The organism is Paenilisteria riparia FSL S10-1204 (assembly GCF_000525995.1).
GTDB lineage: Bacteria > Bacillota > Bacilli > Lactobacillales > Listeriaceae > Listeria_A > Listeria_A riparia.
The window spans coordinates 242772-267954 of the sequence record NZ_AODL01000002.1; the positions used below are offsets into that span (position 1 = coordinate 242772).

Here is a 25183-nt window from a genome sequence, read left to right on the forward strand (position 1 = left end):
AGAGATTTTAAATCAAAGATATTGAGAAAGGTTGAGACGATGAATAAACGAGTTTTAGTAACAGGCGGTGCGGGTTTTATAGGCTCTCATATATGCGAGATGTATGTGGAAGAGGGGTACGATGTATTATGTGTGGACAACTTGTCATCTGGTAAACTAGAGAACTTAACTAGTTTGTCAGGGCATCCACGTTTTCAATTTATCCAAGAAGATATTTGTCATTTGGAAGGGTTGATGCATGTATTCGAAACTTTTCGACCACATGTTATAAACCATCATGCTGCTCAAAAATCAGTTGTTACATCGTTAGAAGAACCTAGAAATGACTTAGATATTAATTTGAATGGATTGCTTTGCTTGCTTGAATGCGTGCAAAAGTATCCAATCCAGAGCTTTGTTTATGTTTCTTCTGGTGGTGCGCTAAGCAAGGTTATTTTAGGAGATGAAAAATCTACAGAATCTGATTCACCGCAACTTATTTCTCCGTATGCGATTACGAAATATGCGGGAGAGAAATATTTAGAGATTTACGCCAAGGAATATGACTTTGATTATACGGTATTGCGCTATGCCAATATTTATGGTCCACGACAAATTCCAGACGGGGAATGCGGTGTTGTTCCTATTTTTGTGAATAATATAGTGACGAATCAGACATCGGTACTAATGACTTATCCAGACATGCCACGAGGTTGTACGCGCGACTATGTGTTTGTAGGTGATGTTGTAGAGGCAAATCGATTAGCCACTGAAAAAGCACCTAATATGGTAGTTAATATTGGAACAGGCGAAGAGATATCTATCTTAGACATCTATCAATCGATTTTAAAAATATTTAATAAAGAAGTTCCAATACGGATAGAAGGACCTAGAGCAGGGGATGTAAAACGCTCTGTATTATCTAGTAAAAGAGCTCAAGAAGCCTTGGGTTGGAATGCACGCACAAACCTAGAAGAAGGGCTCTTAGTATTGAAGAAATCAATGCAAATAGAGAGTATGTAACAGTATGAAAGCACTACTTACTGCACTTAGCTATAATGCTATGCAGTAAGTAGTGCTTTTTTGTGGAAATACAATCCATGAAAAGGAGAGTCAAAAAAAGAGCTATATGTATAAAACATTTCAAGGCTTAATTGATGATGGCAGTGTGCGGTTTTGTTATTAAAGTAGGTGCTTCAGGAATGCCTATTTTTCAAGTACTTACTTTTTGTAAGAGAAAATGCTTTACTCTTTTATGGTTTAGTGGTAAACTGTTTTTAAAGATAACAGAAAGGAGTGGGCGAACATGATTACGGGTATTCATCATGTGTCTGCGTTTACGAAATCGGCGGCGCTGAATCGACATTTCTATACGGAAGTGCTTGGCTTGCGGCTTGTGAAAAATACGGTGAATCAGAATAATACGCGGATGCGTCATTTATTTTATGGGGACTATCAAGGGAACCCAGGAACATTGCTTACTTTTTTTGAGATAAAAAGATTAGGCGGGGCGAGACGAGAACAGGATTATTATGGAACGACGTATTTGGCTGTTCCGCGTGGGTCGCTGGACTATTGGGAAGCGCGTGTGGCGGCAGATGTGATGGTGATGCGGCGGACGGAGCGCGGACTTTATTTGGAAGACGCGGATACGTTTGCGATTATGCTTGTGGAGTTAGACGAGCGGATTGCGACGGAAAATGCGACGCGGCATACGGATATTCCAGCGGATAAGCAGATTATTCGAGTGCTGGGCGTGGATTGGCACGTTCGTGATACGAGGCGTTTGACGGATTTTGCGACGGAATTTTTGGCGTTACCGGAAGATGACTTTACATCTTTTGTGGCGACGGATTCGGATAAGCAGACGCGGATGGGGCGTGGCAGTATTGACCATGTAGCATACCGGGTGGCATCGAAGGAAGCTGTGACTATGTGGCATCAGAAGGCGTTGGATGCTGGACTGAAAGTGGAAGAGTTTGTGGATCGGGCGTATTTTACGAGTTTGTATTTTCGTGAACCGAATGGCTTGATGATTGAGATTGCGAGCGATACACCAGGTTTTGCGATTGATGAACCGGTTGATACGTTAGGTGAAACATTGGCTTTACCGCCATTTTTGGAAGCGAAACGGGAACAAATAGAATCTAATTTAAAGGAGAATGACAAATGAAAGAATTAAAAGGAATCCACCATGTAACGGCGATGACAAGTAGTGCAGAGAAAAATTATGCGTTTTATACAGAAACATTAGGGATGCGATTAGTGAAAAAAACGGTGAATCAAGACGATATTCAGACGTATCATTTGTTTTTTGCAGATGATGCAGGTTCGGCGGGAACGGATATGACGTTCTTTGATTTTCCGAATTTGCCGAAAGGTCGTAAGGGCACGGACAGTATTTCGAAAACATCGTTCCGCGTGCCGAGTGATGCGGCGCTTGAATATTGGGTGGAACGCTTTGATTCGCTAGGTGTGGATCATGATGCGATTACGGAAAGTTTCGGTAAGAAAGTATTGGGATTCCGCGATTTTGATGAGCAGTCGTTGCAGTTGATTTCGGATGAGAAGAATGAAGGTGTGGCGCCAGGAATTCCTTGGAAAAATGGACCAGTGCCTGCGGAATTCGCGATTTATGGTTTGGGCCCAGTGTATTTGACGGTGCAAAACAAGGAAAATATCAGCTTAGTGTTGACAGTAATTCTTGGATTCCGTGAAGTGGCAACAGAGGGTGGCGAACATCTATTTGAAGTTGGCGAAGGCGGAAATGGTGCGCAAGTCATTGTGGAGGAACGGACGGATATTTTGCCGGCTATGCAAGGTTATGGTAATGTGCATCACGTAGCGTTCCGAGTGGAAGATCATGCGGAACTTGAGAAATGGATTGCGCGCGCGAATGAGTTCCAAGCACCGAATTCTGGTTATGTGGATCGTTTCTACTTTGAATCGCTATACATGCCGGTTTCGCAACAGATTTTGTTTGAGTTTGCGACGGATGGTCCTGGTTTTGCGCAAGATGAGCCGTATGAGACGATGGGTGAGAAGTTGTCTTTACCACCGTTTTTGGAGAGCAAGCGGGCCGCGATTGAGGCAGAGGTTCGACCATTAAATACGAAAAGGGGTTAGTAAATATGATGGAACACATTTTTATTCCTGGTAAAAATCCTGCGTTACCGCCACTTGTTCTGCTTCACGGGACGGGAGGCGATGAACACTCGCTGCTTCAGATTGCGGAATTGATTGCGCCGGATGCTGCGGTGCTGGCTTTTCGTGGGGATGTGCCGGAACAGGGCGCGAATCGGTTTTTTACGCGGTATATGGACGGGTCATTTGACTTGGAAAGCTTAGCGGAGAAAACGGAACAGCTTATGGTACAGACGGCAAAATTGGCGACGGAATATGATTTTAGGCTGGAGAACGCGATTGCGGTCGGGTATTCGAATGGTGCGAACATTGCGGCGAATGCGATTTTGACGCGGGAAGATGGTTTTAGGAAGGCGATTTTGTTTCACGCGATGCCGTCTGGTGCTGCGATGCCTGACTTTTCGCTTGCTAGTGCGACGCTTTTTTTTGACGGCAGGTGTAAATGATCCGCTGATTAGTGCGGAAGGTTCGCAACAATTGATTGACTTATTGGTGGAACGAGGTGCCGTTGTGACGGATGTTTGGACGCAGCAGGGGCATCAGTTGACACTGCCAGAAGTTGAAGCGGCTAGAGATTGGTACGGGACGCTGTTATGATAGCTTTTGATGCAGCGACGCTAGACGCGAAGGATCATTATAAATTTTTGAGTGGGGCGATTATTCCGAGACCGATTGCTTTTGTGACAACGGTTTCGGAGGAAGGTGTTTTGAATGCAGCACCTTTTAGCTTTTTCAATGTGGTGTCGAGCAATCCGCCGATTGTGTCACTGGCGATTCAGCGAGATGGTAACACGATGAAAGACACAGCGCGAAATGTGCTTGCAACGGGCGAATTGGTGATCCATCTTGTCGATGAGGCGTTGACGGAAGATATGAACGCGACGGCTGCTAGACTTGCGCCAAATGACAGTGAATTATTGCGAACGAAGTTAACGACAACATCAAGTATGAGTGTCAAAACGCCTGCGATACAGGAAGCGAAAATCAGGATGGAAGCTAAGCTTTTTCAGCACATTCCGATTTCAAACGAGGCTGGGAAAGTCGTGACAGATTTAATTTTGGCGAAAATCAGTTATTATGTATTTGATAATACGGTTTTTGATGAGGAAAAACAGTATATTGATGCCGCCAAATTGGCACCTGTAGCTCGGTTAGCTGGGAATGATTATGCGAAAATTGGCGATGTGTTTACAGTAGCGCGCCCCAATTAATTTTTGAAAGACGGTTGATTTTTTATTGATCGTCTTTTTTCTGTTATACTAAACAAAGAATCATTTTTTGAGGAGGTGGCGCCAGTGATTCAGATTCGGGAAGCTTGTGAGTATGATGCGAAGCGGTTTGCAAAAATGCAATTACAGATAGATGGAGAGACGGATTATATGCTGTACGGCGCTGGAGAGCGAGAAATTTCAACGAAAGATGCGAAGAAACGATTGGAATATTTCTCGGATTTGCCGTATTCGATTATTTTAGTGGCGGAGGATATGGAAACGGAGAGCTTGGTTGGTTTCTTAATTGCTGATGGGAATCCGCCAAATCGCATGCAACACAGCATTTATATTGCGGTTGGAGTGCTAAAAGATTATTGGGGACAAGGCGTTGCAACACGTTTATTCGAGTATATGGAAACGTGGGCTAGGAGTCGAGGTGTGGTTCGTCGTATCGAACTTGGTGTTTTATGTAAAAATCAAAAAGCACTGCGTTTATATCAAAAACTTGGCTATGAAATTGAAGGCACACATCGTGATTCTTTCATGATAGGAGACGAATATTACGATACATATTGGCTTTCCAAACTCATTTAGCACTTGCCAAGCGTTTTCCAGCATGTTACAATGTGACTAATTAAAGTGAACGGAGGGTTGCCAAATGTGGAGTGTTAGACTTAGAATTCCAAATTCGCAAACAGTAATTAAATAGTGCGAGATTGAGTTTAGAATGCATTTGTATAGAAGATATATTCTACACTCAAAACGGGATTGGTCTGCCTTTACAAGAAGGAACCCATTTTTTAGTTGTGATACTAAAATAAATAGATTGCGTGCTTTAATAAATTTTAAGTCGCAACGGTATTTAACAGGGGAGCAGATGAATTTTTGCTTCTTTTTGTTATGCTTAAATACGGTCATAACTTAATAGTTGGCGCTTTCAGTTGGAAGGTCACAAAAGTCCCTCGCACGTGTAAAAGAAAAAACACTGGAGGAATGAACAATGACAAGAACAGCGATATTAGTAGGAATAACGATGAATCAAGTCAATTTTGACTATTCGATGGAAGAACTGGCGAATTTAGCGGAAGCGAATTTGATTGAACCAGTCGGTGTCATTACGCAAAAAATAGATCGCACAAACAAAGCGACGTATGTGGGCAAAGGAAAAGTAGATGAAATCAAAGGGCTAGCGGATTATGAAGATGTTGATTTAGTCATTTTCAATGATGAACTTTCTCCTTCGCAAATTCGTAATTTAGAAGAATTGTTAGAAATCGAAGTGATGGACCGGACGCGTTTAATTTTAGATATTTTCGCGGATCGGGCAAAAACAAGAGAGGCGCAACTTCAAGTCCAAGTGGCTCGTTTGAAATATGAGTTGCCGCGAGTTGTAGGTCAAGGTGAAGGAATGGACCAGCAAAGCGGAAAAGGAGGACTAAAAAACCGTGGGGCTGGTGAAACGAAACTTGAAATGGACCGTCGTCGCATCAAACAACAAATTAGCCAGCTAAATAAAGAATTAGATAGTCTTGTTGCTGAAAGGCAAGTGCAACGACGCAACGTCAGAAAAATGAAATCCCAATTGTGTCCCTTGTTGGCTATACCAATGCTGGAAAGTCTACGATTATGAATGCGATGGTTTCGGCACACAGCACATCGACGCATAAGCAAGTTTTTGAAAAAGATATGCTTTTTGCAACACTTGAGACGAGTGTCCGAGAAATTATTTTACCAGATAAGAAACAATTTTTGTTAACAGATACGGTTGGTTTTGTTAGCAAATTGCCGCATCACTTGGTAAAAGCATTCCGTTCGACATTGGAAGAAGCTGCGATGGCAGATGTGTTAATCCACGTAGTTGACGTATCGCATGAGCATTTTCAAGCGATGATGCAGACGACCGAAGAAACACTAGCAGAAATGGATGTTGTAGATATTCCGGTTATGTATGCTTTTAACAAGGCGGATATGGCGCTAAATACGATTTATCCTCGTCGCGATGGCGATACAGTTTATATGTCTGCAAAAGAACAAAAAGGCTTAGATATTTTAGTACAAATGATTACAGAGCAGGTATTTGGCGACTATGAAGTTGTCACACTACATGTCCCCTTTGAACGTGGGGATGTTGTGTCGTATTTGAACGAGCACGCCGAAGTATTGGAAACAGCTTATGAAGAAGAGGGAACTCGTATAAAAGTGAACGCGAAGCAAGCAGATCGTATGAAATTTAACGCTTTCATCGAAAAAGAAAACGCAAATAGAAGACGAATCTTGAATGTCTCTGTTATAATGAGGGAAACTATTGTGAAGGAATCAAAAAGCTATGAAAAAATCCCTTTTAAAAGCAACCAGTGCTGCTGCGCTCCTTTTTACGGGCTATGCGTACTGGTCAACGAAACAATTAAGGACGACAGAATACAATATTACATCTTCCAAAATCGCGCCAGAGCTCGATGGTTTGCGAATTTTGCAACTATCGGATCTTCATGGTAATGTCTTTGGCCGCTATAATCACCGTTTAATTAAGAAAATCTGGGCAATACAGCCAGACATAATAGTCTTGACTGGTGATTTGCTCGATGGCGATGAAGGCATTAATATTGCTGTTACACTGATGCGCAAATTAATTAAAGTCTGTCCGATTTATTATGTGACTGGTAATCACGAAGCAAGAAGTGCGAATTTACAAGACTTACTGCCTGAGCTTGCTAAAATGGGCGTTACCTACTTGCAAAATGACCACGCGTATATAACGCGTGATGGGAAATCCATCGCGATTGCAGGTATTGATGATCCAAGTATTGCGATTGATAAACCGAATGATTTAAGTCACGATGAAGAAATTATGTTAGAAGAAGTTATTGTCCAACATAAAATAAAAGAAGCTACAGTTGGCATTCCTGATTCGCAGTTTACGATTTTGTTATCGCATCGACCTGAGAAATGGCCAATCTACCAACAAGCACCGGTTGATCTTGTTTTTTGTGGGCACGCACATGGTGGCCAAGTAAGGCTGCCATATACAGAAGGACTTTATGCGCCACACCAAGGTTTAATGCCAAAGCTAACTTCCGGTATTCATGAAGAAGGCGACAAGCAAATGATTGTAAGCCGCGGCGTCGGGAATGCTACGATAATACCACGTATTTTCAATGAACCCGAAATGCCACTCATCACGCTGCACAACAAATAATAACAAAGGACTTGAAGCGAATCTTATGTTTCAAGTCCTTTTTGCCAGGGAGAGAACAAGAATGATGTATATTGATAATGAAGATTGCTTAGATCAAACGAGAAATTTTGCGATAGAGGAATTTGCATTGCGTCATCTGGATGAAAATGAAACGTACCTTATGTTTTACCGCATGCATCCAACAGTTATTGTGGGAAAAAATCAAAATACACTCGCAGAAATTAATACGGCTTATGTGGAGCAACACCAAATTCCTGTCTTGCGCAGGCTTTCTGGCGGTGGCGCGGTGTACAATGATGAAGGCAATATTAGTTTTAGCATTATTACGAAAGACGATGGCGATGCATTTCATAACTTCGTCCGCTTCACAAAACCAGTCATTGAGGCTCTGCAATCGTTGGGTATAGATGCTACGCTAAACGGGCGCAACGACATTGAAATCGACGGCAAAAAAATCTCGGGAAACGCTCAGTTCTCAACAAAAGGAAGGCTTTACAGCCACGGCACTTTGCTATTCGATGTCCAACTAGATAACGTTGCCAAAGCGCTTCATGTCAATCCACTCAAATTAAAAGCAAAAGGCGTCCCATCTGTTCGGTCCCGCGTGACAAACATTCGTGAACATCTAGCCGAAGACATGAATATACAAGCATTCAAGCAAATCCTATTGCAACACATTTTTCAATCATCCGCCATTCCAACCTACCAATTCACACCGTCTGATTGGCAAAAAATCACTGAAATTCAGCAGCAACGCTACCAAAATTGGGAATGGAATTACGGTAAATCTCCGAAATGCAATATAAAAAAAGAATACAAATTTCCCGGTGGTTTAGTAGAGATGCAGTTGCAAGTCGAGCACGGCAGAATTCAGTCAGTCCGTATTTTCGGTGATTTTTTCGCAACTGGAGACATTCATGACGTGGAGCAGCAAATGCAAGGAATTCCATACACGCAAGATGATTTAGCGAGGATTCTAAAACAGATTGACGTACGACTCTATTTTGGTCAAATAACGGAATCAGAATTGGCAACACATATTTTTTCAATCTAAACATAAAATAAGACTCTGGTATGATGTATTGCATAATAGCTAAATGTTACAGTATTACTATAAACAAAAGAAAGTAGGAGAGAAATTATGTGGAAAAAAATTAGTGTATTAGCAATGTCGACGGTGATGATTGGAGCGCTCGCAGCGTGTGGGGATGACGATGCAAATTCGAACAATTCATCAAATAACAACAATAATACTGAACAAACAACGGATTCCAACTCAAATTCCAACACTACATCTGATTTAAACAATAAGAAATTCTCTATGAGCTATACAGATGCCATCGAAATTTTTAAGAATAAGCATCCAAAAACTGATATAACGTCTGTTGAACTATCTCAAGAACTTGGCAAGTATGTATATACAATTGACGGTGTGGACGATAATAACGAATACGAAATGAAATTCGATGCAGATACAAAGGCAATTTTACAAGATAACAATGAAAAACTAGATGCAGAGGATGCGAATGGCAAAGAAAGAGCAAATGAAAAACTAGACTTAGACGGCATCAAAACACCGCAAGAAGCCATGACAGCAGCACTGAAGCAACAAGCAGGGACTGTATCCGAATGGACAATTGAACGTGAAATGAATCAAACATATTTTGAAGTGAAAATTATAAATGGTAACCAAAAATTCGATATGAAACTAGATGCAAAAACATTAGCAGTATTATCCACGGAACAAGACGACTAATCAAGATGAAGCTTGGCAAAAATCAAGACAAAGCAAAATCGAGCTTATCGGCAAATACCAGTTTTTTGCAGAGACACGGATAGTTTTTTATCTAGCAATATAGATTTCTACAGCCAGAGGCGCTCTATCGATAAAGATAGGGTGTCTTTTTTAGTGGATGAATTATATCTCCACCTAGTGCTTTTAATATTTGGGTTTACGTGATAAACTTGAATGATAGAAATAAGAGGGAATGATGGGTGTATGGCAGGGGAGAAACTAATTCGGTTTTATCGTACAAAGCTGAGTAATTATAATTTAATATATTATTTCATGGTGCCGAATATTGTAAGCTTTTGCTTGACGATGATTCTTTGCACGGCGTTTCCCGTTGCTTTTGGTTTAGCTTACGGTATCGATGGTCTGTGGTTGGGGATTGCGGTTTATGCAATGCTTTTCATTTTGCTTTACTACATGTTTATTGTGCGCAAAGCTCGTAAAGTCTTGTGGAAACGATATCGAATTCGTGATTTCCAGAAGCTGCAACAACTAAAATTATGTTTACTTCGGAATTACTTGGCGCGCAACGGTTTTCATTCATCAGAAGAACTAATGGTGCTGCAGCAAATGATCGAAGAAGATAATACTTCTCTTACAAAAGGCGCAACAATAAAAAACACGGCTATTTTACTCATTGTGTTGCTTTTTGCAGCACTTGGAGCTGTTTTTATTTTAGAAGCCAATCCGGAGGGTAATCGCATTTTATTGACAGTGTTGCTTGCCATTCTTGTGGTGGTTAGCGCCGTTGTTTTACGGGGGATTAGCTATGTTTTTTCTCATGTTATCGATGCTAGGAAGCGGAACGTAATGGCTTTATTACGCGATATGAAGGAGCTTCGTGCAAGTTATGTAGCGCAGCAAAACACGGAATATCAGCCGTATCGAGAGATGGAAGTAGTGATTCAGAATAATGATATTTTGCGAGAAATTATTGAGGAAAAGGCTTTTTTCTAGCCTGAGATGTTTCTTGAAGAATGAACTAAAAGGGGTCTATCTATGAGTAAAACTGGACACGAAACGTTAGAAAGTAAAGCGCATCGCATGATTAAGGAAAAAATCCGTTGTGGCGAGTATCAAGTCGGGCAGCGACTAATTGAAGCGGATGTTTCGAGGGAATTAGAATTGAGTAGGACACCAGTGCGTAAAGCCTTTGCGATGCTGACTGTCGACGGTTATTTAGAATTCGAAGACTACAAAGGCGTTATCGTCAAAAATTGTGCTATCACGAAAGAGCGCTATATCGAAATGCTGGATGTGATGGAGCTATTTTTGATGGCGACGATTGATAAAATTGAGGCGAAGTCGTTGAATTTTAGTAATCAACATTTGTTTGATATGGTTACGAAGTTTTTAAGTATTGAAAACCCAACAGATCGTGAATGCATGGAATATCAACGTTGGTTTGTTAATGAAATACTTGGTTATGCGAAGAATGAATATTATTTGCAAGTCGTGAATCAGTTTTATGATGATTTATTGGAATTTGGTGAGCCAGATGTTTTTCAGTCGGCAATGAAGTTATTTGATAAGACGCTGGACAACTATATTGCATGTGGTAGATATATTGAGATTTATAAATTTGATGAAGCACGGGCAGTCATAAAGCAAATCATTAATGATCGGATTTTATTTATTTTTAGATGAAAGAAGGAGCAACTAGATGAAACGATTCATAGAAACTATTGCGATTTTTGCAGTCTGCCTATTTATTAGCGCATGTGCCCAAGAACGACAAGTGCAGCCTAGGCCAGTACCACACAAACAAGTCGTGCAAGAACCACAGAAAAAAGAACCGGCAATTATTCCAACCGGTACAGATGTGAATCCAGAAACTTTGCAAATTCCGGTTTTGATGTATCATTCTATCAATGAGAATGTGAAGAATAACCTCATTACACCGCCACAAGAATTCGATGCGCAAATGAAATGGCTTGCTGAAAATGGCTACCATCCGTTATTTTTATCAGAATTGGATACGCTACTTCTAACAGGAAAGAATATGCCAGAAAAGCCGATTGTTATTACGTTTGACGATGGGTATCTGGATAATTATACGAATGCCTATCCGATTTTGAAGAAATATCGACTAAAGGCTAATATTTTTGTTATTACAGATAAAATTGCGAAAAAGAACCATTTTGATGAAGTGGCCTTAAAAAAGATGAGCGATAATGGGATTGAAATGCAGAGTCATACAGTGCATCATCAAGAGTTAAACACGTTGTCATACAACCAGCAACTTACAGAATTAAAAGAATCAAAAGCCGTATTGCAACAACTGACAGGCAAAACGGTGAATAGTATCTGCTACCCCGTTGGTCGCTACAACGAAGACACAAAGCGAGCCGCAAAAGCTGCTGGCTACACGATGGGCTTTACCACACAACCTGGCCGAGCAAACGAGAAAGCTGGCATGTACACGCTACCTCGCATACGAATGGTACCAGGAATGTCGATGAAAGCAGCATTACAATAGGAAAAAAGCTTGAAATCACGGTTCTCGTATCCAGATTTCAAGCTTTTTTTATTGTAATGCGAACTGTTGATGTAGCCAGTGCAGTCCTAGTGCTTCGATTTCATCTAGCTGATTCATAAAGTCATGATCGGCGCCATTCAGCTCAATCAGCTTCGAGCCTTCTGGAAACAAGTCTAAGCCCTTTTTTGTAATGTGGGCAAGTTCCTGTTCAAGTGCGCCTTCTGTGCCGTGAATAATTAAAACTGGACATTGAACGCCTGCTAATGTTGCTTGCTGATTCATTGTATCAAAATCTGTGAGCATCTGTTTATCCAGCACAATTTCCGAGCGCCAAGGGTCATCTACATAAACAGTCATGCTACCATTACATTCGCATTGTGTAATCTGCTCTTGTGAAAAATAATCGACATGCTGATAAAAAATCGCACCTGTCACTGGTCCGGTAAGCACCATTGTATCAATATCATCCTGATAACATGCTAGCGATAAACGACCACCAAGACTATGGCCCCAGTATGCAAATTTCTCCATACCTAGCGACTGGCTAAATTGTTTTGCAGCTTGCAAATCGGTAACTTGCTTTTCGAAGTGAATTGCGGTATCATCGCTTTCACCATAGCCGCCACAATCATATGTTAATACATTATAACCATTTTGTTGTAGTTTTAAGGCAAAACGATCAAAGCGGCCGCTGGATGATTTATTAGATAAAAAACCGTGCGTCATAATGATGATAGACTTCGAAGGAGCTGCATAAAAATGACCAACTAGTGATAAGCCTGCTTTGTTTTTAAAGGTGACTCGTTCCATTTTTTCGTTCCTCCTCGTATATCCTAGTGAAATACTATGCTTTAACTTTAACGCCAAATGCACAATTTTTCAAGTAATATATATAGTTATACTGTTTTTTTGTAGGGGTTACGGGGTATAATGTATTATAGTAACGTTGGGGAGTGATACATAATGGAAAAAGCGATGTTAATAGTTAATCCTTCTTCTGGTAAGGAAAAAGGCAAAGTCTACGCAGAAAAGGCAAAGAAAGCTTTGCTTAGGCGCTATCGTGAAGTAGTGGTCAAAGAAACACAAAAAGGGGGCGACGCAACAGAATTCGCCAGACAAGCGGCGCAGGAACGATTTGATGTCGTAGTAGCCATGGGTGGTGACGGGACATTAAATGAGGTTATTAATGGTTTGGCAGAACAAGAAAACCGACCAGCATTTAGTTTCATACCGCTTGGGACGGTGAATGACTTGGCTCGTTCACTTGGCATTCCATTACGCCCAGACAAGGCGATTAAAGCGCTGGAAACGGCAAAGAAGCGAACAATGGATATCGGAAAAATTGGTGACGCATACTTCATGAATGTGTTGGCAGCAGGAATGATCGCAGAGGCTGTCGATAAAGTGAGTGTAGAACAAAAAACACGATTCGGTTCGGTGGCGTATTTTGCAGAAGGTTTGAAGGCGTTTTCACGACATGAGCTATTGGATTTTGAAATAATGTATGATGACGGTGAGTGGAAAGGTGAGGCTGCACTTGTCATAGCTAGTTTGACGAATTCTGTGGGAGGAATGGAGCAATGGGCGCCAGAAGCAGAGGTCGATGACGGGTTGATACATGTTTTTATTATTACGAAATTAGGTATCATTGATGCAGCCAAAATTTTACCACAAATTGCGTTAGGAACTTTGAAAAAAGCGGATGGCGTGATGTATTTCTCAACAACGACACTTGCTATTGACTGCGCGGAGCCAGAAGTGAAGGTGAATGTGGACGGAGATCCTGGTGATACGTTCCCAATTAAGATTGAAGTTTTGAAAGAACATTTGGAAGTGCTTGTTCCTAGATAAACAAAAAGCATGAGATACTGCAAGCCTTATTGAAGAGGAGGTTTGCTGAGCTCATGCTTTTATACTCATTCGTTTACTAATTCTGAGATTTTGTGTAGGACAGCTTGTTCTAATAATGGGTGATAATGGAAAGATTCGCAAACTACGATTTCTGCATCTGGATATTTTTTTTGTAAGCACATCCGTTCTTGATCGATAGTGACAACATGGGCACCAGTGAAAAGGAAATAAGGGATAATGTAGATTTTTTTATAGCTGGAAAGGAGATGTGCGAGTTGTTTTGGGTATGCCGGTTCTCCTTTGATTTCGCTATGAAAAACCGGGAAGTGTAGTTGTGATTCGAGAAGTTTTGCAACACTGTGAAGCCTATTAGCAGGCTCTTGATCATGCGTACTCCCAAGGCCAACCAGCAGAACGGCGGCATCTTGATTGATATTTGTTTGCAAGATATTTCGCTCCACTAATGCAATTATTTCTGGGTCAAAACCAAATGTTTTTGTCATTTTTATGGTGACTTCTGGATGGTTCAATTCGACAGCACGCAAAATTTTGGGAATTTCATGTTTAATATTGGTTGCAGAAAATAGGAATACAGGGACGATAATTAAGTCTGTAGCTCCAGCGATGATTGCTTTCTCGCAGGCAATTTCAATCGTAGGATAGCTCATGCTTAGAAAGCCAAGCTCTTGAATTTGTTCAGGTCGTTTCTTTTTCATTTGATTAATGAATCTGTGGAATTCTGCATTACCTTCTGCTAGTTGTGTTCCATTGCCAATATAAATAATTGCGCGCAAGTTAATTAGCCCCTCTCAAATAAGCCAAGCATAGATTACATAGTCTTATTCTAATCTTCTTAAAGCTTCGTGCCAAGGCTTTTTTGTGAGAAATTATGAAAAAATGTTAAGAAAATGTGAACAAAAGTGCGATATGTCGAAAGTTGCTACAAATTTAAAGTTATTTTTGATACAATTGTAAGGAGGAAAAAAGGATGAGGGTGATGATTTATGGGGGAAACGGTTGATGTTATTTATAAAGCTTAGCCAACTTAAAGAATGGCTTCAAGCCAGTGCCAGGAAAGCTATTCATTACAGAAACGTATTTGATTCATAAGCCGAATGATTATTTCACAGAAGACTTAACGATTCCGTTTCATGACATTGCTCGAATTGAGGGAGCTATGACTAAGGTGTTAGGTCGCAACATGCTATCGAATTTGCTCGATGTGGAAACAAAGAGTGGTAAAAAATATCAGTTTATCATTAATAAACAGAAGAAGTGGCTAGCTGCCATTGAAAAAGTACTTGCTACGCGCGGGGAAATAGACAAGTTAGTTAAAAAATAAAAATAATATCTTAAGACACGCGTTCGGTGTTTTAAGATATTATTTTTTAGTTTATGCGTGAATTTGGTTGAAATTCGCTACGGCACCAATGAGATTGGCATCATTACCGAATGCACAGGACACAATTTTAGGCGCGATTTTAGCGATGGTTATCTTGTCCAGTAGCGTGTTTAGCTCAGCTTGAATAGACGGTAGAAAATCCTCACGCCCACTGATGCCACCACCAATGACAATCATTTCCGGATCGTAGACATATTGTAAATTAAAAATGCCTTTTGCTAGGTTTTGATACATTATTTGAATTTCTTCGATGGCGATGTGGTCATTGTTTTCTTTTAACTGAAAAGCTTCGATACCGCTCAAGGTTGGGATACCTTTTCTTTTTGCAATTCGAGTTGCAGCATTAACAACTGTTCCTGTGTCGCTTAGTGACTCAAGTTTATCATTCATCAGCATATAGCCGAATTCGCCGCCATGAAGATGAGCCCCCGTATGGATTTTGCCATCTTTAATGACCGCACCTCCAACGCCAGTGCCAACAATAATAAAAAGAATATCTTGCGCGGATTTAGCAACGCCAAGCCATGTTTCAGCTAAGGCCGCACAGTTCGCGTCATTTTCTAGCGTGATAGGAAGTGCTAATTTTTCCTCTAGTAATGCTTTAATGGGAAAGTGGTGGATATAGGGAATTGCGCTAGCACCGCCAATTATACCGCTTTCATTATCAACGGCTCCAGGACAGCTAAAGGCAGCACCACTCAGTGTTTTATCGGCGTATGTATTTTTGACATTTTGCAATTCTATGGTAAGCTTTTCTAAAGTGTCTGGGGTTTTGAAGTGTCCTTTCTGTAAAACGGTACCATTTTTTTTCATGAGTGCATATTTTACGGAAGTTCCACCCATGTCGAATGCTAATAAAGTCATCTAATCTAACTCCTTTGCTATGAATTATCTCAAGCATACGTTGCGGAAGAACAAAAAACAAGTGTTAAAAAATAGATTGTGCCAAAAAATATTTTACAATTATGTTACGAGGTGTTACGATTGTGTCAGATGCTATTTTGTAAGGAGGAATTAACATGCATATGAATAGAACAGAAAAGGCGCGCAAGAAACGTCGTAAGCGTCGTCTAGGAACCATTGCAACCTTTATAGTGTGCTTGTTAGTTGTAGGCGTAGGAGGGAGTTATGCCTTTGTAAAGATGCACCCTCAAGTAACAGCAAACGAGATTACCGTTAATGATGAGACAACGACTATTAGAAAGGCCAATATTGTAGTTGACCCGCATGCTTCGACGAAAGTAAAGATTGAAACGACTTTACAAGCGAATCAATTCAACGGTACGGCCTATATTGTAAAAGATAACCATGTCATTCTAAATCAAGGCTTCGGTATTGCCAACAAAACTATTGGAAAAATGAACGATGATAAGAGTCTATATATCATTGGCTCCATGCAAAAAGCAGTTGTAGCAACAGCAATCATGCAGTTGCAAGAAAAAGGAATACTAAATGTTGAAGATCCAATCAGCAAATATTTTCCCAATTTCCCTAATGGTAAGAACATCAAAATAAAAGAATTTTCTTGGCCATACATCAGGCATCAAAGGGCGTAAGAAGGGAAATCAACCAATAACATCCGAACAAATTTTGAGAGATATAGAAGCAGGTGGCATTTACCGTCAACCAGGCAAATGGGACTATCGCGATGATAATTATGCGGTGATGGGGCGCCTAATCGAAGTGCTAACGAACCAATCCCTTACCAATTATCTAAAGCAACATATTTTTATCCCTGCTAAAATGACACACACAGGCATTGGCGACGGCTTTTTCACGAATCCAAACGAAGCCGTAAGTTATAAGCTAAGTAACGGAAGCCTCATCAAAAACCCATATCTCCTAGACAATTCTCAATTATTTGGTGCTGGAAATATGTATATGCCATCAAAAGATATTTATTTGTTTGATAAAGCATTGACAAGCGGTAAACTAATTAATCAGGCAAGCCTTACGAGAATGCTACAATCTGGCGCAGGAGATTACGGTTTTGGTTTTTACGATCGCAATACTTTTTATATTTCACGAGGTGTTATTTACAACTACGAAACAATTAACAGCTTTTCAAGGAATCGGAAAGATGCAGTTATCCTGTTTTCCAATATTCGTTCAGAAAAAGGAAACACGGCATTAACGAAAGAAATTTATGGGCTTTTGCAGTAAAAAATAGGTGCGATTTATTCATTTCGTGCTATAATAAACAATAAAGCGAAAAACTTCAGGAGGAATTTTTTAGTGGAAATTAAGGTTCAGAAAAAGCTTGCTTCTGGGCAAGTTAGATTTGAAAGTGATTTCGGCACGTGTGAAGGAATTTGGAACGATGACGAGCCGGAGTCGAATCGCAAATATACGGTAGAAATTGAAATACCAGAAGATTTGACGGCGGCGAGGCTTGCTGAAAGTGACGAGAAACATTGTATTTTAGAGACAACCGAAGATGCACTTGTTCACATCGTCGGGCAACTAGAAGACTATGAGGAAGACGGTTTTGCGGTACTCCGATTAGAAGATAGCATCATCTGTTTCAATACGCAATACGACGAACAAATCGAAGCCTTACATGGTAAATTTATCGAGTTTGAAGTAGAACGGATTCATTTAAGTAAAGTCGGTATATAAAAAATCGAGTTTGGGTAGCTCCCAGACTCGATTTTTTTAGCTGCGTTCTGTAAAAATTTGTAGCATCTCCGCTAAATCTTGTTCATTTCGCGCAAACAATAGAAGACGTTGACGCCCTGTTTCAATCACCAAGACACCATCCTCAGACAAGTTAATCCGCTCCATCTTCTTATATTCAAAGAAGAGTAGGGCATAAAAGAAACCATGCTCTTTAAAAATAATACGACTTTTGCGGATAAAACAAATATAGAAGAATAAAACACCAAGAATTGCCAGCAAAATAGAAGTCGACATAGGTCCGTGACGTAAAAACGCATTGGAGATAAACAAGAGAGTAATTAACCCAACGAATATGTATCCATCCCATTTTCCGCGCGAGCGAAGCGGAATACTGCGAACCGTTGTTCCTTTCCAAAAATGAAGTACAACGCCGTCATACAAGGAAAATAAGAGGGCTCCAGCAATCATAATCAGCAAGAAAATATTTGTTGCATCAAAGCTCATTAACCACACCTACATTCATTAAATTTCACTTCATTGTACCATTCTATACTAAAAAAAGGAACCGAATCACATCATTCAAGCCGTATTTCTTAGGAATAAGTATATGACAAGCAAAAATTAGACTACCACTCCCAAAGAACGCTGGCGAGTAGCAGCCCATATTAGACGATTTCTGTTTGATTTCGAGTATAAATCAGCAAAGTCCTGCGAAAAGAGATGGAGCATCAGTTGCTATTAATCAACTTTTGCTCCATCACACTTTGAATTAATCACGCACCCGGAACTGAGAAAATACCAAGTACATAGCCAACGATACCAAGAACAAACAACATCAAGATAATCCACAACGCGTTGATTTTTTTCTTGAGCAGCCACATACAAGCAAATGTTAGACCTAATGCAAGAATACCAGGCATTAAGCTATCCAAAATATCTTGAACAGTAGTTGTTGTTGTTTTACCTTCTTGGTTGGTTGTTTTTGATACGACGATTGGGATATTAATGGTTGTCCATTTGTTAACCAGTCCACCCATAACGAATAGACCGAGAATGGACGCGCCTTCTGTTAATTTTTGAAGTACACCACCGGACATGTCAGATACAACGTCTGTACCTTTACCATAACCGTAGAACACGCCCCAATAACGGAAGCCTAGACGAATGCCATTGAAAAGCACGAAGAATAGTAGTGGCCCAAAGATATTACCAGTTGATGCAAAAGATGCACCTAACGCGGCTAATACTGGACGAATTGTTCCCCAGAAAATTGGATCACCAACGCCGGCAAGTGGCCCCATCAAACCAACTTTAATACCATTGATAGCGCCATTGTCAATGGGTGCGCCATTTGCTCTTTGTTCTTCCATCGCCGCAGTTACCCCTAAAATCGGAGCCCCCATATATGGATGTGTATTGAAAAACTCCAAATGACGTTTAATTGCTTCTTTACGTTCGTCGCCTTCATACAAGCGATTAATGATTGGAATAACGCTAAAACAAAATCCCAACGCTTGCATACGTTCGAAGTTCCATGAACCTTGGAACAGGTTAGAACGAATAAATACGCTCATTAAGTCACCTTTTGTTAGCTTTTTCTCGCCAACGGTTACTTTTGCAGTTTCATTACTCATAATTTGGTTACCTCCCTTTTTTAGTCGTCTAGGTCATCATCCAGATCGTTCGCTGGTTTCGACCCACCGCCACCTGCCGCCTCGTACTGGGCAAGTGCTTCTTTGAGATAATATTTAGGGCTTAATTGGATATAGATAATAGCGGCTACAAGGCCTAATACACCTAGTGCTACTAAGTTGAATGTTGTAAAGGCAGCGACTACAAAGCCTAAGAAGAAGAATGGCATTAAGTATTTCGCCTCCATCATGTTGATAACCATCGCATAACCGACAACAACGATGAATCCGCCAGCAACGTTTAGCCCGTTAACCAACCAATCTGGGATGGCATTCAACATATTGGTAACAGCGTCTGTACCAACAGATAATGCTACGATTAGAACCGGAATCGCAATACGCATCGCCTGGAGGAGCAGTGCCGTGACATGCAGGAGATCGAGGCCCCTCAGATTCCCTGATTCGGCCATTTTATCGGCTGAATGTTGAAAACCTACAGTGATTGTGCGAACGAGAATTGTTAAAACTTGACCAGCAGCAGCAAGTGGAATCGCAAGGGAGATACCAACGCTGATGTCTTGTCCCCCTGTAATAACGAGAATTGTTGAAATTAGTGATGCTAGTGCAGTATCAGGTGCAACAGCGGCCCCAATATTCATCCAGCCTAATGCGATCATTTCAAGTGAACCACCGATAATAATACCAGTTGTCATGTCGCCAAGTACAAGACCTGTTAACGTACAAGCAATCAATGGACGGTGGGACTGCCACTCATCCAAGATACTACCCATACCACAGATACAAGCTACGAGGAAGACAAGGATTAATTGAATTGCATCCATATAAAATTCCCTCCCAATTTTTCTTTACGAAACAAATGAATAATGGCTGAAAGAAGTGATGTAATGATTTTAGCTGGAAAATTCCCCTTAATTAGGGATTGCAAGATGCAAGCTGTATACACCTACATCTAACTTTCTAAAAAAATTACAGACTTTCTTTATCTAATAATGGAATCATCATGACTTTGCTATCCGCTGCAACTTTGCGGATTTCAAGTTCAATTCCTTTGTCGTTTAATGCGCGGAATGCTGTTATATCTTCTGGTCCTACAGAAACGGCATTTGTGATTTGTGTGCGACCTTCGCGATAAGCCATGCCACCAATGTTGACTGTTTTGATTGGCACACCAGCTTCAACCATACGAAGTACGTCTGTCGGATTTGTGAAAAGAAGCATGGCTGGCGTTGTTTCATATTTCGGGTTGTTATATACGCGAATCGCTTTTTCTACATCAACGACGCTTGATTTAACGCCTGGTGGGGCAACTTGTTTTAATAAGGTACTCCGAATTTCATCTTTGGCAACGTCATCATTACATACAATGATACGCTCCACCTTTGTTTCTTTTGTCCAAACTGTGGCTACTTGACCGTGAATTAGGCGGTCATCGATTCTTGCTAAACGAATATCCATTATAAATCATCCTCCTCGACATCTTTTAGTGATTGTTTTAGTGACTTTACTCCTGTACTTCCTGCAGTGAGTGCTGTGCTAAGTAGCTCGTCGAAGCCACTGACGGCACGCATGGATAACGTTTCCAATAACATTGGAATATTAACTCCTGTAATGACATCCATTTTTTCTTTAGGTAATGCAATCTGACTAGCTGCATTGTATGGGCTACCGCCAAATAAGTCAACCATAAAAAGAACCCCATCAGAAGCATCAATGGTGTTTAATTTCTCGGTGAATTTCTGAATTAATGTCTCTGTGTTTTCTCCTGGAACAAATGTGATAAATTCAACATTTTCCTGCTTACCAATAATCATTTCTGTTGATTTAAGCAATTCACGTGCTGATTCACCGTGTGTTCCAATAATGATACCTACTGGCATATTAATTCCTCCTTTTTTTCTTTAATTTAGGATACGTTTGACGTTTCTATTATGGCAATTTTATAAGGGCTTATGTAAGGGCGTGGTATCCCGAAAAAATATGCGCGAATGAGCATGATACAGTTAATTTTATGCTTAATACGCTAGCTAGCAAATAGAATATCAACTTTCGTACATACAATGTTCATTACCCTAATCTGAAAAGCTTAAAAACAAAAAAAAATAAAAAAAAACGAGGCATTCCAATAAGTAGAAATGCCTCGCAATGACTTCTAAATTATGTTGTTAGTTGGTGAGTTTTTGTTAAAATATCATATATATATAGTTGCTCATCAGTAGTTAGCATAAGCTTCATCGGACTTAGACAATCTCGATTTGTTTGTTCAATCGCTTTGAAAATCGGAGTCTGAACGATTGACTCAGATGAATCATGATAAATCAAACTGTCTTTGACAACCATACGTTCAATGGCACAGCCAACATGGATTAATAAGTTGATTTTTTGTGTGTTTTCCATCGTCATATTTAATTCCTTTTCTAAGGAAGCAGCGAATTTTAATAAGACGGGTACGATTTTTTTTGGATTGAGATATGTGAGAAATTCGCTAAGACTGTCTTCGATGACTTCACGAGCAATCCAGTTGGTTTCGCTTTTTTTGATGAAGATATCGCGTTGTCGAACGAGTTGGATAATTTGCTCTTCACCATCTTGGGCAAACAAACGCTCAATTGGAATGAACGGGATTTGCACCTTTGGATCGTGAATGCCGACAATCATCAGAATATCGTATTCTTCTTGCAGTTGATCTATTTTTCCAGCAGCTTCATGAACGCCAAGAGGGATGACTTTGATATTATCGGTCGTAATCGTGTCTAGGATACGCTGAATGAAAGCTTGCAATTTCTCAGCGGTACCTTCACCTGTAGCGCAAATAGTGACGATAGCGTGCGCTTTATCTCCTGCAAGTGTGCTCGATTCGGAATCGTAACCACCATAACCACGAAAATCTTTCAGAGAATCGTAAATGCTATCAAGGTCCATATCTAAAATATTTGATTTGCGGACGGCTTCGATAACGGTAGCGGTGGAAACCATGTCAATCGTGCGGACGGGAATACCGGTTCGTTCCGTAATTACCGAGCCAAAACTAGTGAGTGACCCCATATCAACGAGTAGTAGAACACCACGTCCCATATCGAGCTCGCGTGCGCGCTGCGTGATTTTATCTAGGACAACTTTCGGGCTGAGATCAAGCGGCATATCGATACTATCCACTAGGCCTTCGCCGAGTAGTTTTTTAGCGACATTGACGATGCTTGAGGCAGTACTATTGCCATGTGTTGCAACAAGAATAGCCACGCGATTTTCTTCTTGGTCTTTAAGTAGCGAGCTGATAAGGAGTGTTAAATAAAGCACTTCCATATTAGGCACGCGAATGTGAAACTCGGATTCGATTTCTTTTTTCATTTCTAAGGCAATCGCATAACTTTCCGGTTTATCGTTGACAACATTTTCAATATTAGTGTATTTTAGCGGTTTGTTACTACGCGCCCGTTTTAGAAAGGAGGTCAGATGGAGGCTAAAAGCAAGTAGGAAACGTTCATTTAATTTCTTCCCAAGCTGGCGCTCAATCTTGACTTGAATGTCTTCTGTAAAATTCAAAATATCTTCATTGACGATTTTTAAAATATTTTCACGGTCGTGAATGGTGTTTTTGAATTTGGCATAGAAGCTGTTGAGGTGGACGTCGATATCCATCGTGATGAACTTCTTGATGTCTTCATTCTCAACGCCTTGATCCATCAAAATAGAAGCTTTGTCTTCCATGATTTTGTAAAGATTGAAGTCGGGTTCATATTCATCAGAATTAATGAGCTGCTTGCCACGTTCTGGCATAATTACCGTATAGGGATCGAGATATTTAGAAATCTCTTGTAGTTCTTTCCGCCGACCGCTAAAGTGAAAAAACCCATCCTTAATATTCATCGGTAGTTTCTTAAACTCAATCAGAATTTCTTCATTCGTATCAAAACTGTTGAGAAAACCTTGTGCACAAACAAGTTGGATATTTGATTTCAATTGGCCAATATTACCAAACGTAGTATTACCGATGAGTGCTTTGGCAGCTTCGTCTTCAATTCGAAGCGGCTTACTGATTCGATGCGCTTCGTTAGAAAGTAGATTTTTCAATAGGTCTACGCGTTCTTTCGGCGAGCGTTCTTCGAGACTTGGTAAGGAAATGACAATTGGGATTCGACGGACAAAGGTACGTAACAAAGAGGATTCGGGATCTTCGGTTGTAGCACCAATAATTAAGACATTGGATTTACGACGTCGATCTGTTTCACCAAGTTTGTTAAATGTCCCCGTATCCATCAAGTAGAAAATCATTTCTTGGCCTTCTGGTGGGAGACGATGAATCTCATCTAAGAACAAAATACCGCCATTTGCTTTTTCGACAAGGCCTTCTTTTTCATTCTCAGCACCTGTAAAAGCACCTTTCATATGTCCAAAAATGTGTGACATCAAAAGTTGCGGGTTATTATAATAATCGGCACAGTTAAAAATAATAAATGGGGAATCGGCGCTAAGACGCTCGGCATGTTGCGAATAACGATACATTAAATTTGCAAAAAGTGTTTTTCCGACGCCAGTTTGTCCGACAATAAGTGTATGTAATCCATTTGGTGGGTAAAGGACAGCGGCTTTTGCTTGCTCGACTTGTGTTCTAAGGCTAGCATCAGAGCCGATTAAATCGTCGAATGGGCTTCTTGTGACGGTGTTTTCTGAGAATTTTTCAAGTAAGGCTTGGCAATTATCATACTCTAATTCGTCATCTTCGAGGAGATTTTCGATTTTTGCTTCTATAGATTGGCGGTCAAAATAACGCACGGGGCGACCGGTAATCTTAATAATTTTACCTTGGCGGTGTAGTTCATTTAGTTCCATACTGACATTATTTCGTAAAATGGACAGCGCTTCAGAGATTTCCGTGGCTGTGATACCTTGATTTTGTTCAAGCTGTTGCTTTAAGTTATCGTGGTTTTGCTGCTGCATATAGTGATAGATTCGCTCAATCCGTTTCATAACATGCCTCCGATTTTATTTTGTAGAAAAATAGTGTATTAATACACTAGCGTTGTACTGTATTTATTTTAGCATGCGAAATTTATTTGTCAATCGCCTGATTTTTTTGCGGCTTTGTACATTGACGAGTGTAGGTGAACTGGGATAGAATAAGAAAGAACACATTTAAAGTAGAAATTGGAGTTGAATCTAGTGGCAAAATTACTATTTATTAAAGCGTCACCGCTTCCTGATAATGTATCACGGAGTATGGTTGTGGCAACTGCCTTTTTAGAGAAATACCAACAAGAAAATCCAGATGATGTTGTAGAGCGGATTGATGTGTATACGCATGACATTCCAATGATTGACGGTGCATTTATGGCGGCCGGAAACGCACTTCGCGAAGGAAAAGCATTTACTGACCTAGATCCTGAAATGCAACAAAAATTAACGCAATTTGACGCATTAACACAGCAATTTATCGATGCTGACAAATATGTAATCGTTTCTCCACTTTGGAATTTAGGCATCCCGCCGATGTTAAAAGCGTATTTTGATACAGTAGTTGTTGCTGGTAAGACATTCCGATATACGGAGTCAGGTCCAGAAGGTTTGTTAAAAGGTAAGAAAGCATTGCAAATTCATGGAAGCGGTGGCGTTTATTCTACTGGTGAATCGGAGTTGGAAACGCACGGTGAACCTTATATCAATACGATTTTGAATTTTATTGGTATCGAAACATTGCCAAGCGTCTTTGTGGAAGGTGTGGACTATGATCCAACGCGCAAAGATGAGATTTTAAATGCTGCGACTGAAGAAAGTATCCGCCGCATCAGCTTATTGAAATAAGAACGATAGAAACTAGGTATTTGCATGTATGCAGACGCCTAGTTTTTACTTTACTTTCTAAT

General features: G+C 40.4%; 25 protein-coding genes and 3 pseudogenes. 19 read left to right on the plus strand and 9 right to left on the minus strand.

The genetic code is table 11. The annotated features are described in order from the left end of the window. Window positions 1–39 precede the first annotated feature (39 nt). The 13 genes and pseudogenes from PRIP_RS01345 to PRIP_RS01405 all read left to right on the plus strand — a co-directional run bounded on the left by PRIP_RS01345 (window position 40) and on the right by PRIP_RS01405 (window position 11801). The gene (locus PRIP_RS01345; RefSeq protein WP_036099030.1) at window positions 40–1002 is read left to right on the plus strand and encodes an NAD-dependent epimerase/dehydratase family protein; all 963 of its coding nucleotides are present in this window, start codon (window positions 40–42) and stop codon (window positions 1000–1002) included. A 283-nt stretch (window positions 1003–1285) separates the two neighbouring features. Further along, the gene (locus tag PRIP_RS01350; protein WP_036099031.1) at window positions 1286–2152 is read left to right on the plus strand and encodes a VOC family protein; all 867 of its coding nucleotides are present in this window, start codon (window positions 1286–1288) and stop codon (window positions 2150–2152) included. Next, window positions 2149–3105, plus strand: a complete 957-nt coding sequence (locus PRIP_RS01355; protein WP_036099032.1) for a ring-cleaving dioxygenase — start codon at window positions 2149–2151, stop codon at window positions 3103–3105. The genes PRIP_RS01350 and PRIP_RS01355 overlap by 4 nt, the downstream gene beginning before the upstream one ends. An 8-nt stretch (window positions 3106–3113) precedes the next feature. After that, window positions 3114–3720: pseudogene (locus PRIP_RS01360) on the plus strand (alpha/beta hydrolase). Continuing rightward, window positions 3717–4334, plus strand: coding sequence for a flavin reductase family protein (locus tag PRIP_RS01365; protein WP_036099033.1), 618 nt, complete (start codon window positions 3717–3719; stop codon window positions 4332–4334). The pseudogene PRIP_RS01360 and the gene PRIP_RS01365 overlap by 4 nt, the downstream one beginning before the upstream one ends. An 84-nt stretch (window positions 4335–4418) precedes the next feature. Next, the gene (locus PRIP_RS01370; protein WP_077912869.1) at window positions 4419–4928 is read left to right on the plus strand and encodes a GNAT family N-acetyltransferase; all 510 of its coding nucleotides are present in this window, start codon (window positions 4419–4421) and stop codon (window positions 4926–4928) included. A gap of 406 nt (window positions 4929–5334) precedes the next feature. After that, window positions 5335–6563 (plus strand): annotated as a pseudogene (hflX, locus tag PRIP_RS01375) (GTPase HflX); the annotation flags it as partial. A 241-nt stretch (window positions 6564–6804) separates the two neighbouring features. Further along, window positions 6805–7530, plus strand: coding sequence for a metallophosphoesterase (locus PRIP_RS01380; protein WP_241434062.1), 726 nt, complete (start codon window positions 6805–6807; stop codon window positions 7528–7530). A gap of 61 nt (window positions 7531–7591) precedes the next feature. After that, a complete protein-coding gene (locus PRIP_RS01385) occupies window positions 7592–8584 on the plus strand; it encodes a lipoate--protein ligase (protein ID WP_036099035.1) in 993 nt (330 codons plus the stop codon). 87 nt (window positions 8585–8671) lie between these two features. Next, window positions 8672–9286 (plus strand): PepSY domain-containing protein, encoded by a 615-nt coding sequence (locus PRIP_RS01390; RefSeq protein ID WP_036099036.1) that lies wholly within the window; start codon window positions 8672–8674, stop codon window positions 9284–9286. 213 nt (window positions 9287–9499) lie between these two features. Then, window positions 9500–10279 (plus strand): hypothetical protein, encoded by a 780-nt coding sequence (locus PRIP_RS01395; protein ID WP_149023733.1) that lies wholly within the window; start codon window positions 9500–9502, stop codon window positions 10277–10279. Between the two features lie 42 nt (window positions 10280–10321). Next, a complete protein-coding gene (locus PRIP_RS01400) occupies window positions 10322–10969 on the plus strand; it encodes a GntR family transcriptional regulator (protein ID WP_036099038.1) in 648 nt (215 codons plus the stop codon). Between the two features lie 16 nt (window positions 10970–10985). Further along, window positions 10986–11801, plus strand: coding sequence for a polysaccharide deacetylase family protein (locus PRIP_RS01405; protein WP_036099039.1), 816 nt, complete (start codon window positions 10986–10988; stop codon window positions 11799–11801). A gap of 48 nt (window positions 11802–11849) precedes the next feature. On the opposite strand, the gene PRIP_RS01410 is transcribed toward PRIP_RS01405, so the two are convergent. Then, window positions 11850–12611: an alpha/beta hydrolase gene (locus tag PRIP_RS01410; RefSeq protein WP_036099040.1), complete on the minus strand. Its 762-nt coding sequence runs from the start codon at window positions 12609–12611 to the stop codon at window positions 11850–11852. 153 nt (window positions 12612–12764) lie between these two features. Here PRIP_RS01410 and PRIP_RS01415 point away from each other — a divergent pair, with 153 nt between their 5' ends. Next, window positions 12765–13652: a diacylglycerol/lipid kinase family protein gene (locus PRIP_RS01415; protein WP_036099041.1), complete on the plus strand. Its 888-nt coding sequence runs from the start codon at window positions 12765–12767 to the stop codon at window positions 13650–13652. 65 nt (window positions 13653–13717) lie between these two features. On the opposite strand, the gene PRIP_RS01420 is transcribed toward PRIP_RS01415, so the two are convergent. Next, window positions 13718–14446, minus strand: a complete 729-nt coding sequence (locus PRIP_RS01420) for a sirohydrochlorin chelatase (protein ID WP_036099042.1) — start codon at window positions 14444–14446, stop codon at window positions 13718–13720. Between the two features lie 210 nt (window positions 14447–14656). On the opposite strand from PRIP_RS01420, the pseudogene PRIP_RS01425 reads away from it, so the two are divergent. After that, a pseudogene (locus PRIP_RS01425) lies at window positions 14657–14994 on the plus strand (GRAM domain-containing protein). A 51-nt stretch (window positions 14995–15045) separates the two neighbouring features. Here the strand turns inward: PRIP_RS01425 and PRIP_RS01430 are convergent. After that, the gene (locus PRIP_RS01430) at window positions 15046–15918 is read right to left on the minus strand and encodes an ROK family protein (RefSeq protein WP_036099043.1); all 873 of its coding nucleotides are present in this window, start codon (window positions 15916–15918) and stop codon (window positions 15046–15048) included. A 155-nt stretch (window positions 15919–16073) separates the two neighbouring features. On the opposite strand from PRIP_RS01430, the gene PRIP_RS17895 reads away from it, so the two are divergent. From PRIP_RS17895 to PRIP_RS01440, 3 genes are all read left to right on the plus strand, one after another. Continuing rightward, window positions 16074–16610: a serine hydrolase domain-containing protein gene (locus PRIP_RS17895; RefSeq protein WP_052008665.1), complete on the plus strand. Its 537-nt coding sequence runs from the start codon at window positions 16074–16076 to the stop codon at window positions 16608–16610. Between the two features lie 16 nt (window positions 16611–16626). Beyond that, entirely contained in the window at window positions 16627–17217 is a 591-nt protein-coding gene (locus tag PRIP_RS17900) for a serine hydrolase domain-containing protein (RefSeq protein WP_277620074.1), read from the plus strand. Window positions 17218–17289: 72 nt separating this feature from the next. Then, window positions 17290–17673 (plus strand): hypothetical protein, encoded by a 384-nt coding sequence (locus tag PRIP_RS01440; RefSeq protein WP_036086095.1) that lies wholly within the window; start codon window positions 17290–17292, stop codon window positions 17671–17673. Window positions 17674–17709: 36 nt separating this feature from the next. Here PRIP_RS01440 and PRIP_RS01445 read toward each other — a convergent pair whose 3' ends face one another. The 6 genes from PRIP_RS01445 to PRIP_RS01470 all read right to left on the minus strand — a co-directional run bounded on the left by PRIP_RS01445 (window position 17710) and on the right by PRIP_RS01470 (window position 24290). Beyond that, window positions 17710–18177 carry a DUF986 family protein gene (locus PRIP_RS01445; protein ID WP_036099044.1) on the minus strand — a complete coding sequence of 156 codons (468 nt, stop codon included), beginning with the start codon at window positions 18175–18177 and terminating at the stop codon, window positions 17710–17712. Between the two features lie 269 nt (window positions 18178–18446). After that, entirely contained in the window at window positions 18447–19307 is an 861-nt protein-coding gene (locus PRIP_RS01450) for a PTS mannose transporter subunit IID (protein ID WP_036099045.1), read from the minus strand. A gap of 20 nt (window positions 19308–19327) precedes the next feature. Then, window positions 19328–20146: a PTS mannose/fructose/sorbose transporter subunit IIC gene (locus PRIP_RS01455; RefSeq protein WP_036099046.1), complete on the minus strand. Its 819-nt coding sequence runs from the start codon at window positions 20144–20146 to the stop codon at window positions 19328–19330. 145 nt (window positions 20147–20291) lie between these two features. After that, a complete protein-coding gene (locus PRIP_RS01460; protein ID WP_036099047.1) occupies window positions 20292–20780 on the minus strand; it encodes a mannose/fructose/sorbose PTS transporter subunit IIB in 489 nt (162 codons plus the stop codon). Next, window positions 20780–21202, minus strand: coding sequence for a mannose/fructose/sorbose PTS transporter subunit IIA (locus PRIP_RS01465; RefSeq protein WP_036099048.1), 423 nt, complete (start codon window positions 21200–21202; stop codon window positions 20780–20782). Before PRIP_RS01465 ends, PRIP_RS01460 begins: the two co-directional genes overlap by 1 nt. Window positions 21203–21479: 277 nt before the next feature. Continuing rightward, entirely contained in the window at window positions 21480–24290 is a 2811-nt protein-coding gene (locus PRIP_RS01470; protein WP_036099049.1) for a sigma-54-dependent transcriptional regulator, read from the minus strand. 192 nt (window positions 24291–24482) lie between these two features. On the opposite strand from PRIP_RS01470, the gene PRIP_RS01475 reads away from it, so the two are divergent. Beyond that, window positions 24483–25121 carry an FMN-dependent NADH-azoreductase gene (locus tag PRIP_RS01475; RefSeq protein WP_036099050.1) on the plus strand — a complete coding sequence of 213 codons (639 nt, stop codon included), beginning with the start codon at window positions 24483–24485 and terminating at the stop codon, window positions 25119–25121. Window positions 25122–25183: the final 62 nt, after the last annotated feature.

What these genes read in the sequence shown, in the direction of transcription:
- PRIP_RS01345 (WP_036099030.1), top strand. Translation starts at nt 40, where the DNA reads ATGAATAAACGAGTTTTAGTAACAGGCGGTGCGGGTTTTATAGGCTCT.
- PRIP_RS01350 (WP_036099031.1), top strand. Translation starts at nt 1,286, where the DNA reads ATGATTACGGGTATTCATCATGTGTCTGCGTTTACGAAATCGGCGGCG.
- PRIP_RS01355 (WP_036099032.1), top strand. Translation starts at nt 2,149, where the DNA reads ATGAAAGAATTAAAAGGAATCCACCATGTAACGGCGATGACAAGTAGT.
- PRIP_RS01365 (WP_036099033.1), top strand. Translation starts at nt 3,717, where the DNA reads ATGATAGCTTTTGATGCAGCGACGCTAGACGCGAAGGATCATTATAAA.
- PRIP_RS01385 (WP_036099035.1), top strand. Translation starts at nt 7,592, where the DNA reads ATGATGTATATTGATAATGAAGATTGCTTAGATCAAACGAGAAATTTT.
- PRIP_RS01390 (WP_036099036.1), top strand. Translation starts at nt 8,672, where the DNA reads ATGTGGAAAAAAATTAGTGTATTAGCAATGTCGACGGTGATGATTGGA.
- PRIP_RS01395 (WP_149023733.1), top strand. Translation starts at nt 9,500, where the DNA reads ATGATAGAAATAAGAGGGAATGATGGGTGTATGGCAGGGGAGAAACTA.
- PRIP_RS01400 (WP_036099038.1), top strand. Translation starts at nt 10,322, where the DNA reads ATGAGTAAAACTGGACACGAAACGTTAGAAAGTAAAGCGCATCGCATG.
- PRIP_RS01405 (WP_036099039.1), top strand. Translation starts at nt 10,986, where the DNA reads ATGAAACGATTCATAGAAACTATTGCGATTTTTGCAGTCTGCCTATTT.
- PRIP_RS01410 (WP_036099040.1), bottom strand. Translation starts at nt 12,611, where the DNA reads ATGGAACGAGTCACCTTTAAAAACAAAGCAGGCTTATCACTAGTTGGT.
- PRIP_RS01415 (WP_036099041.1), top strand. Translation starts at nt 12,765, where the DNA reads ATGGAAAAAGCGATGTTAATAGTTAATCCTTCTTCTGGTAAGGAAAAA.
- PRIP_RS01430 (WP_036099043.1), bottom strand. Translation starts at nt 15,918, where the DNA reads ATGACTTTATTAGCATTCGACATGGGTGGAACTTCCGTAAAATATGCA.
- PRIP_RS17895 (WP_052008665.1), top strand. Translation starts at nt 16,074, where the DNA reads ATGCATATGAATAGAACAGAAAAGGCGCGCAAGAAACGTCGTAAGCGT.
- PRIP_RS01445 (WP_036099044.1), bottom strand. Translation starts at nt 18,177, where the DNA reads ATGAGCTTTGATGCAACAAATATTTTCTTGCTGATTATGATTGCTGGA.
- PRIP_RS01450 (WP_036099045.1), bottom strand. Translation starts at nt 19,307, where the DNA reads ATGAGTAATGAAACTGCAAAAGTAACCGTTGGCGAGAAAAAGCTAACA.
- PRIP_RS01455 (WP_036099046.1), bottom strand. Translation starts at nt 20,146, where the DNA reads ATGGATGCAATTCAATTAATCCTTGTCTTCCTCGTAGCTTGTATCTGT.
- PRIP_RS01460 (WP_036099047.1), bottom strand. Translation starts at nt 20,780, where the DNA reads ATGGATATTCGTTTAGCAAGAATCGATGACCGCCTAATTCACGGTCAA.
- PRIP_RS01465 (WP_036099048.1), bottom strand. Translation starts at nt 21,202, where the DNA reads ATGCCAGTAGGTATCATTATTGGAACACACGGTGAATCAGCACGTGAA.
- PRIP_RS01470 (WP_036099049.1), bottom strand. Translation starts at nt 24,290, where the DNA reads ATGAAACGGATTGAGCGAATCTATCACTATATGCAGCAGCAAAACCAC.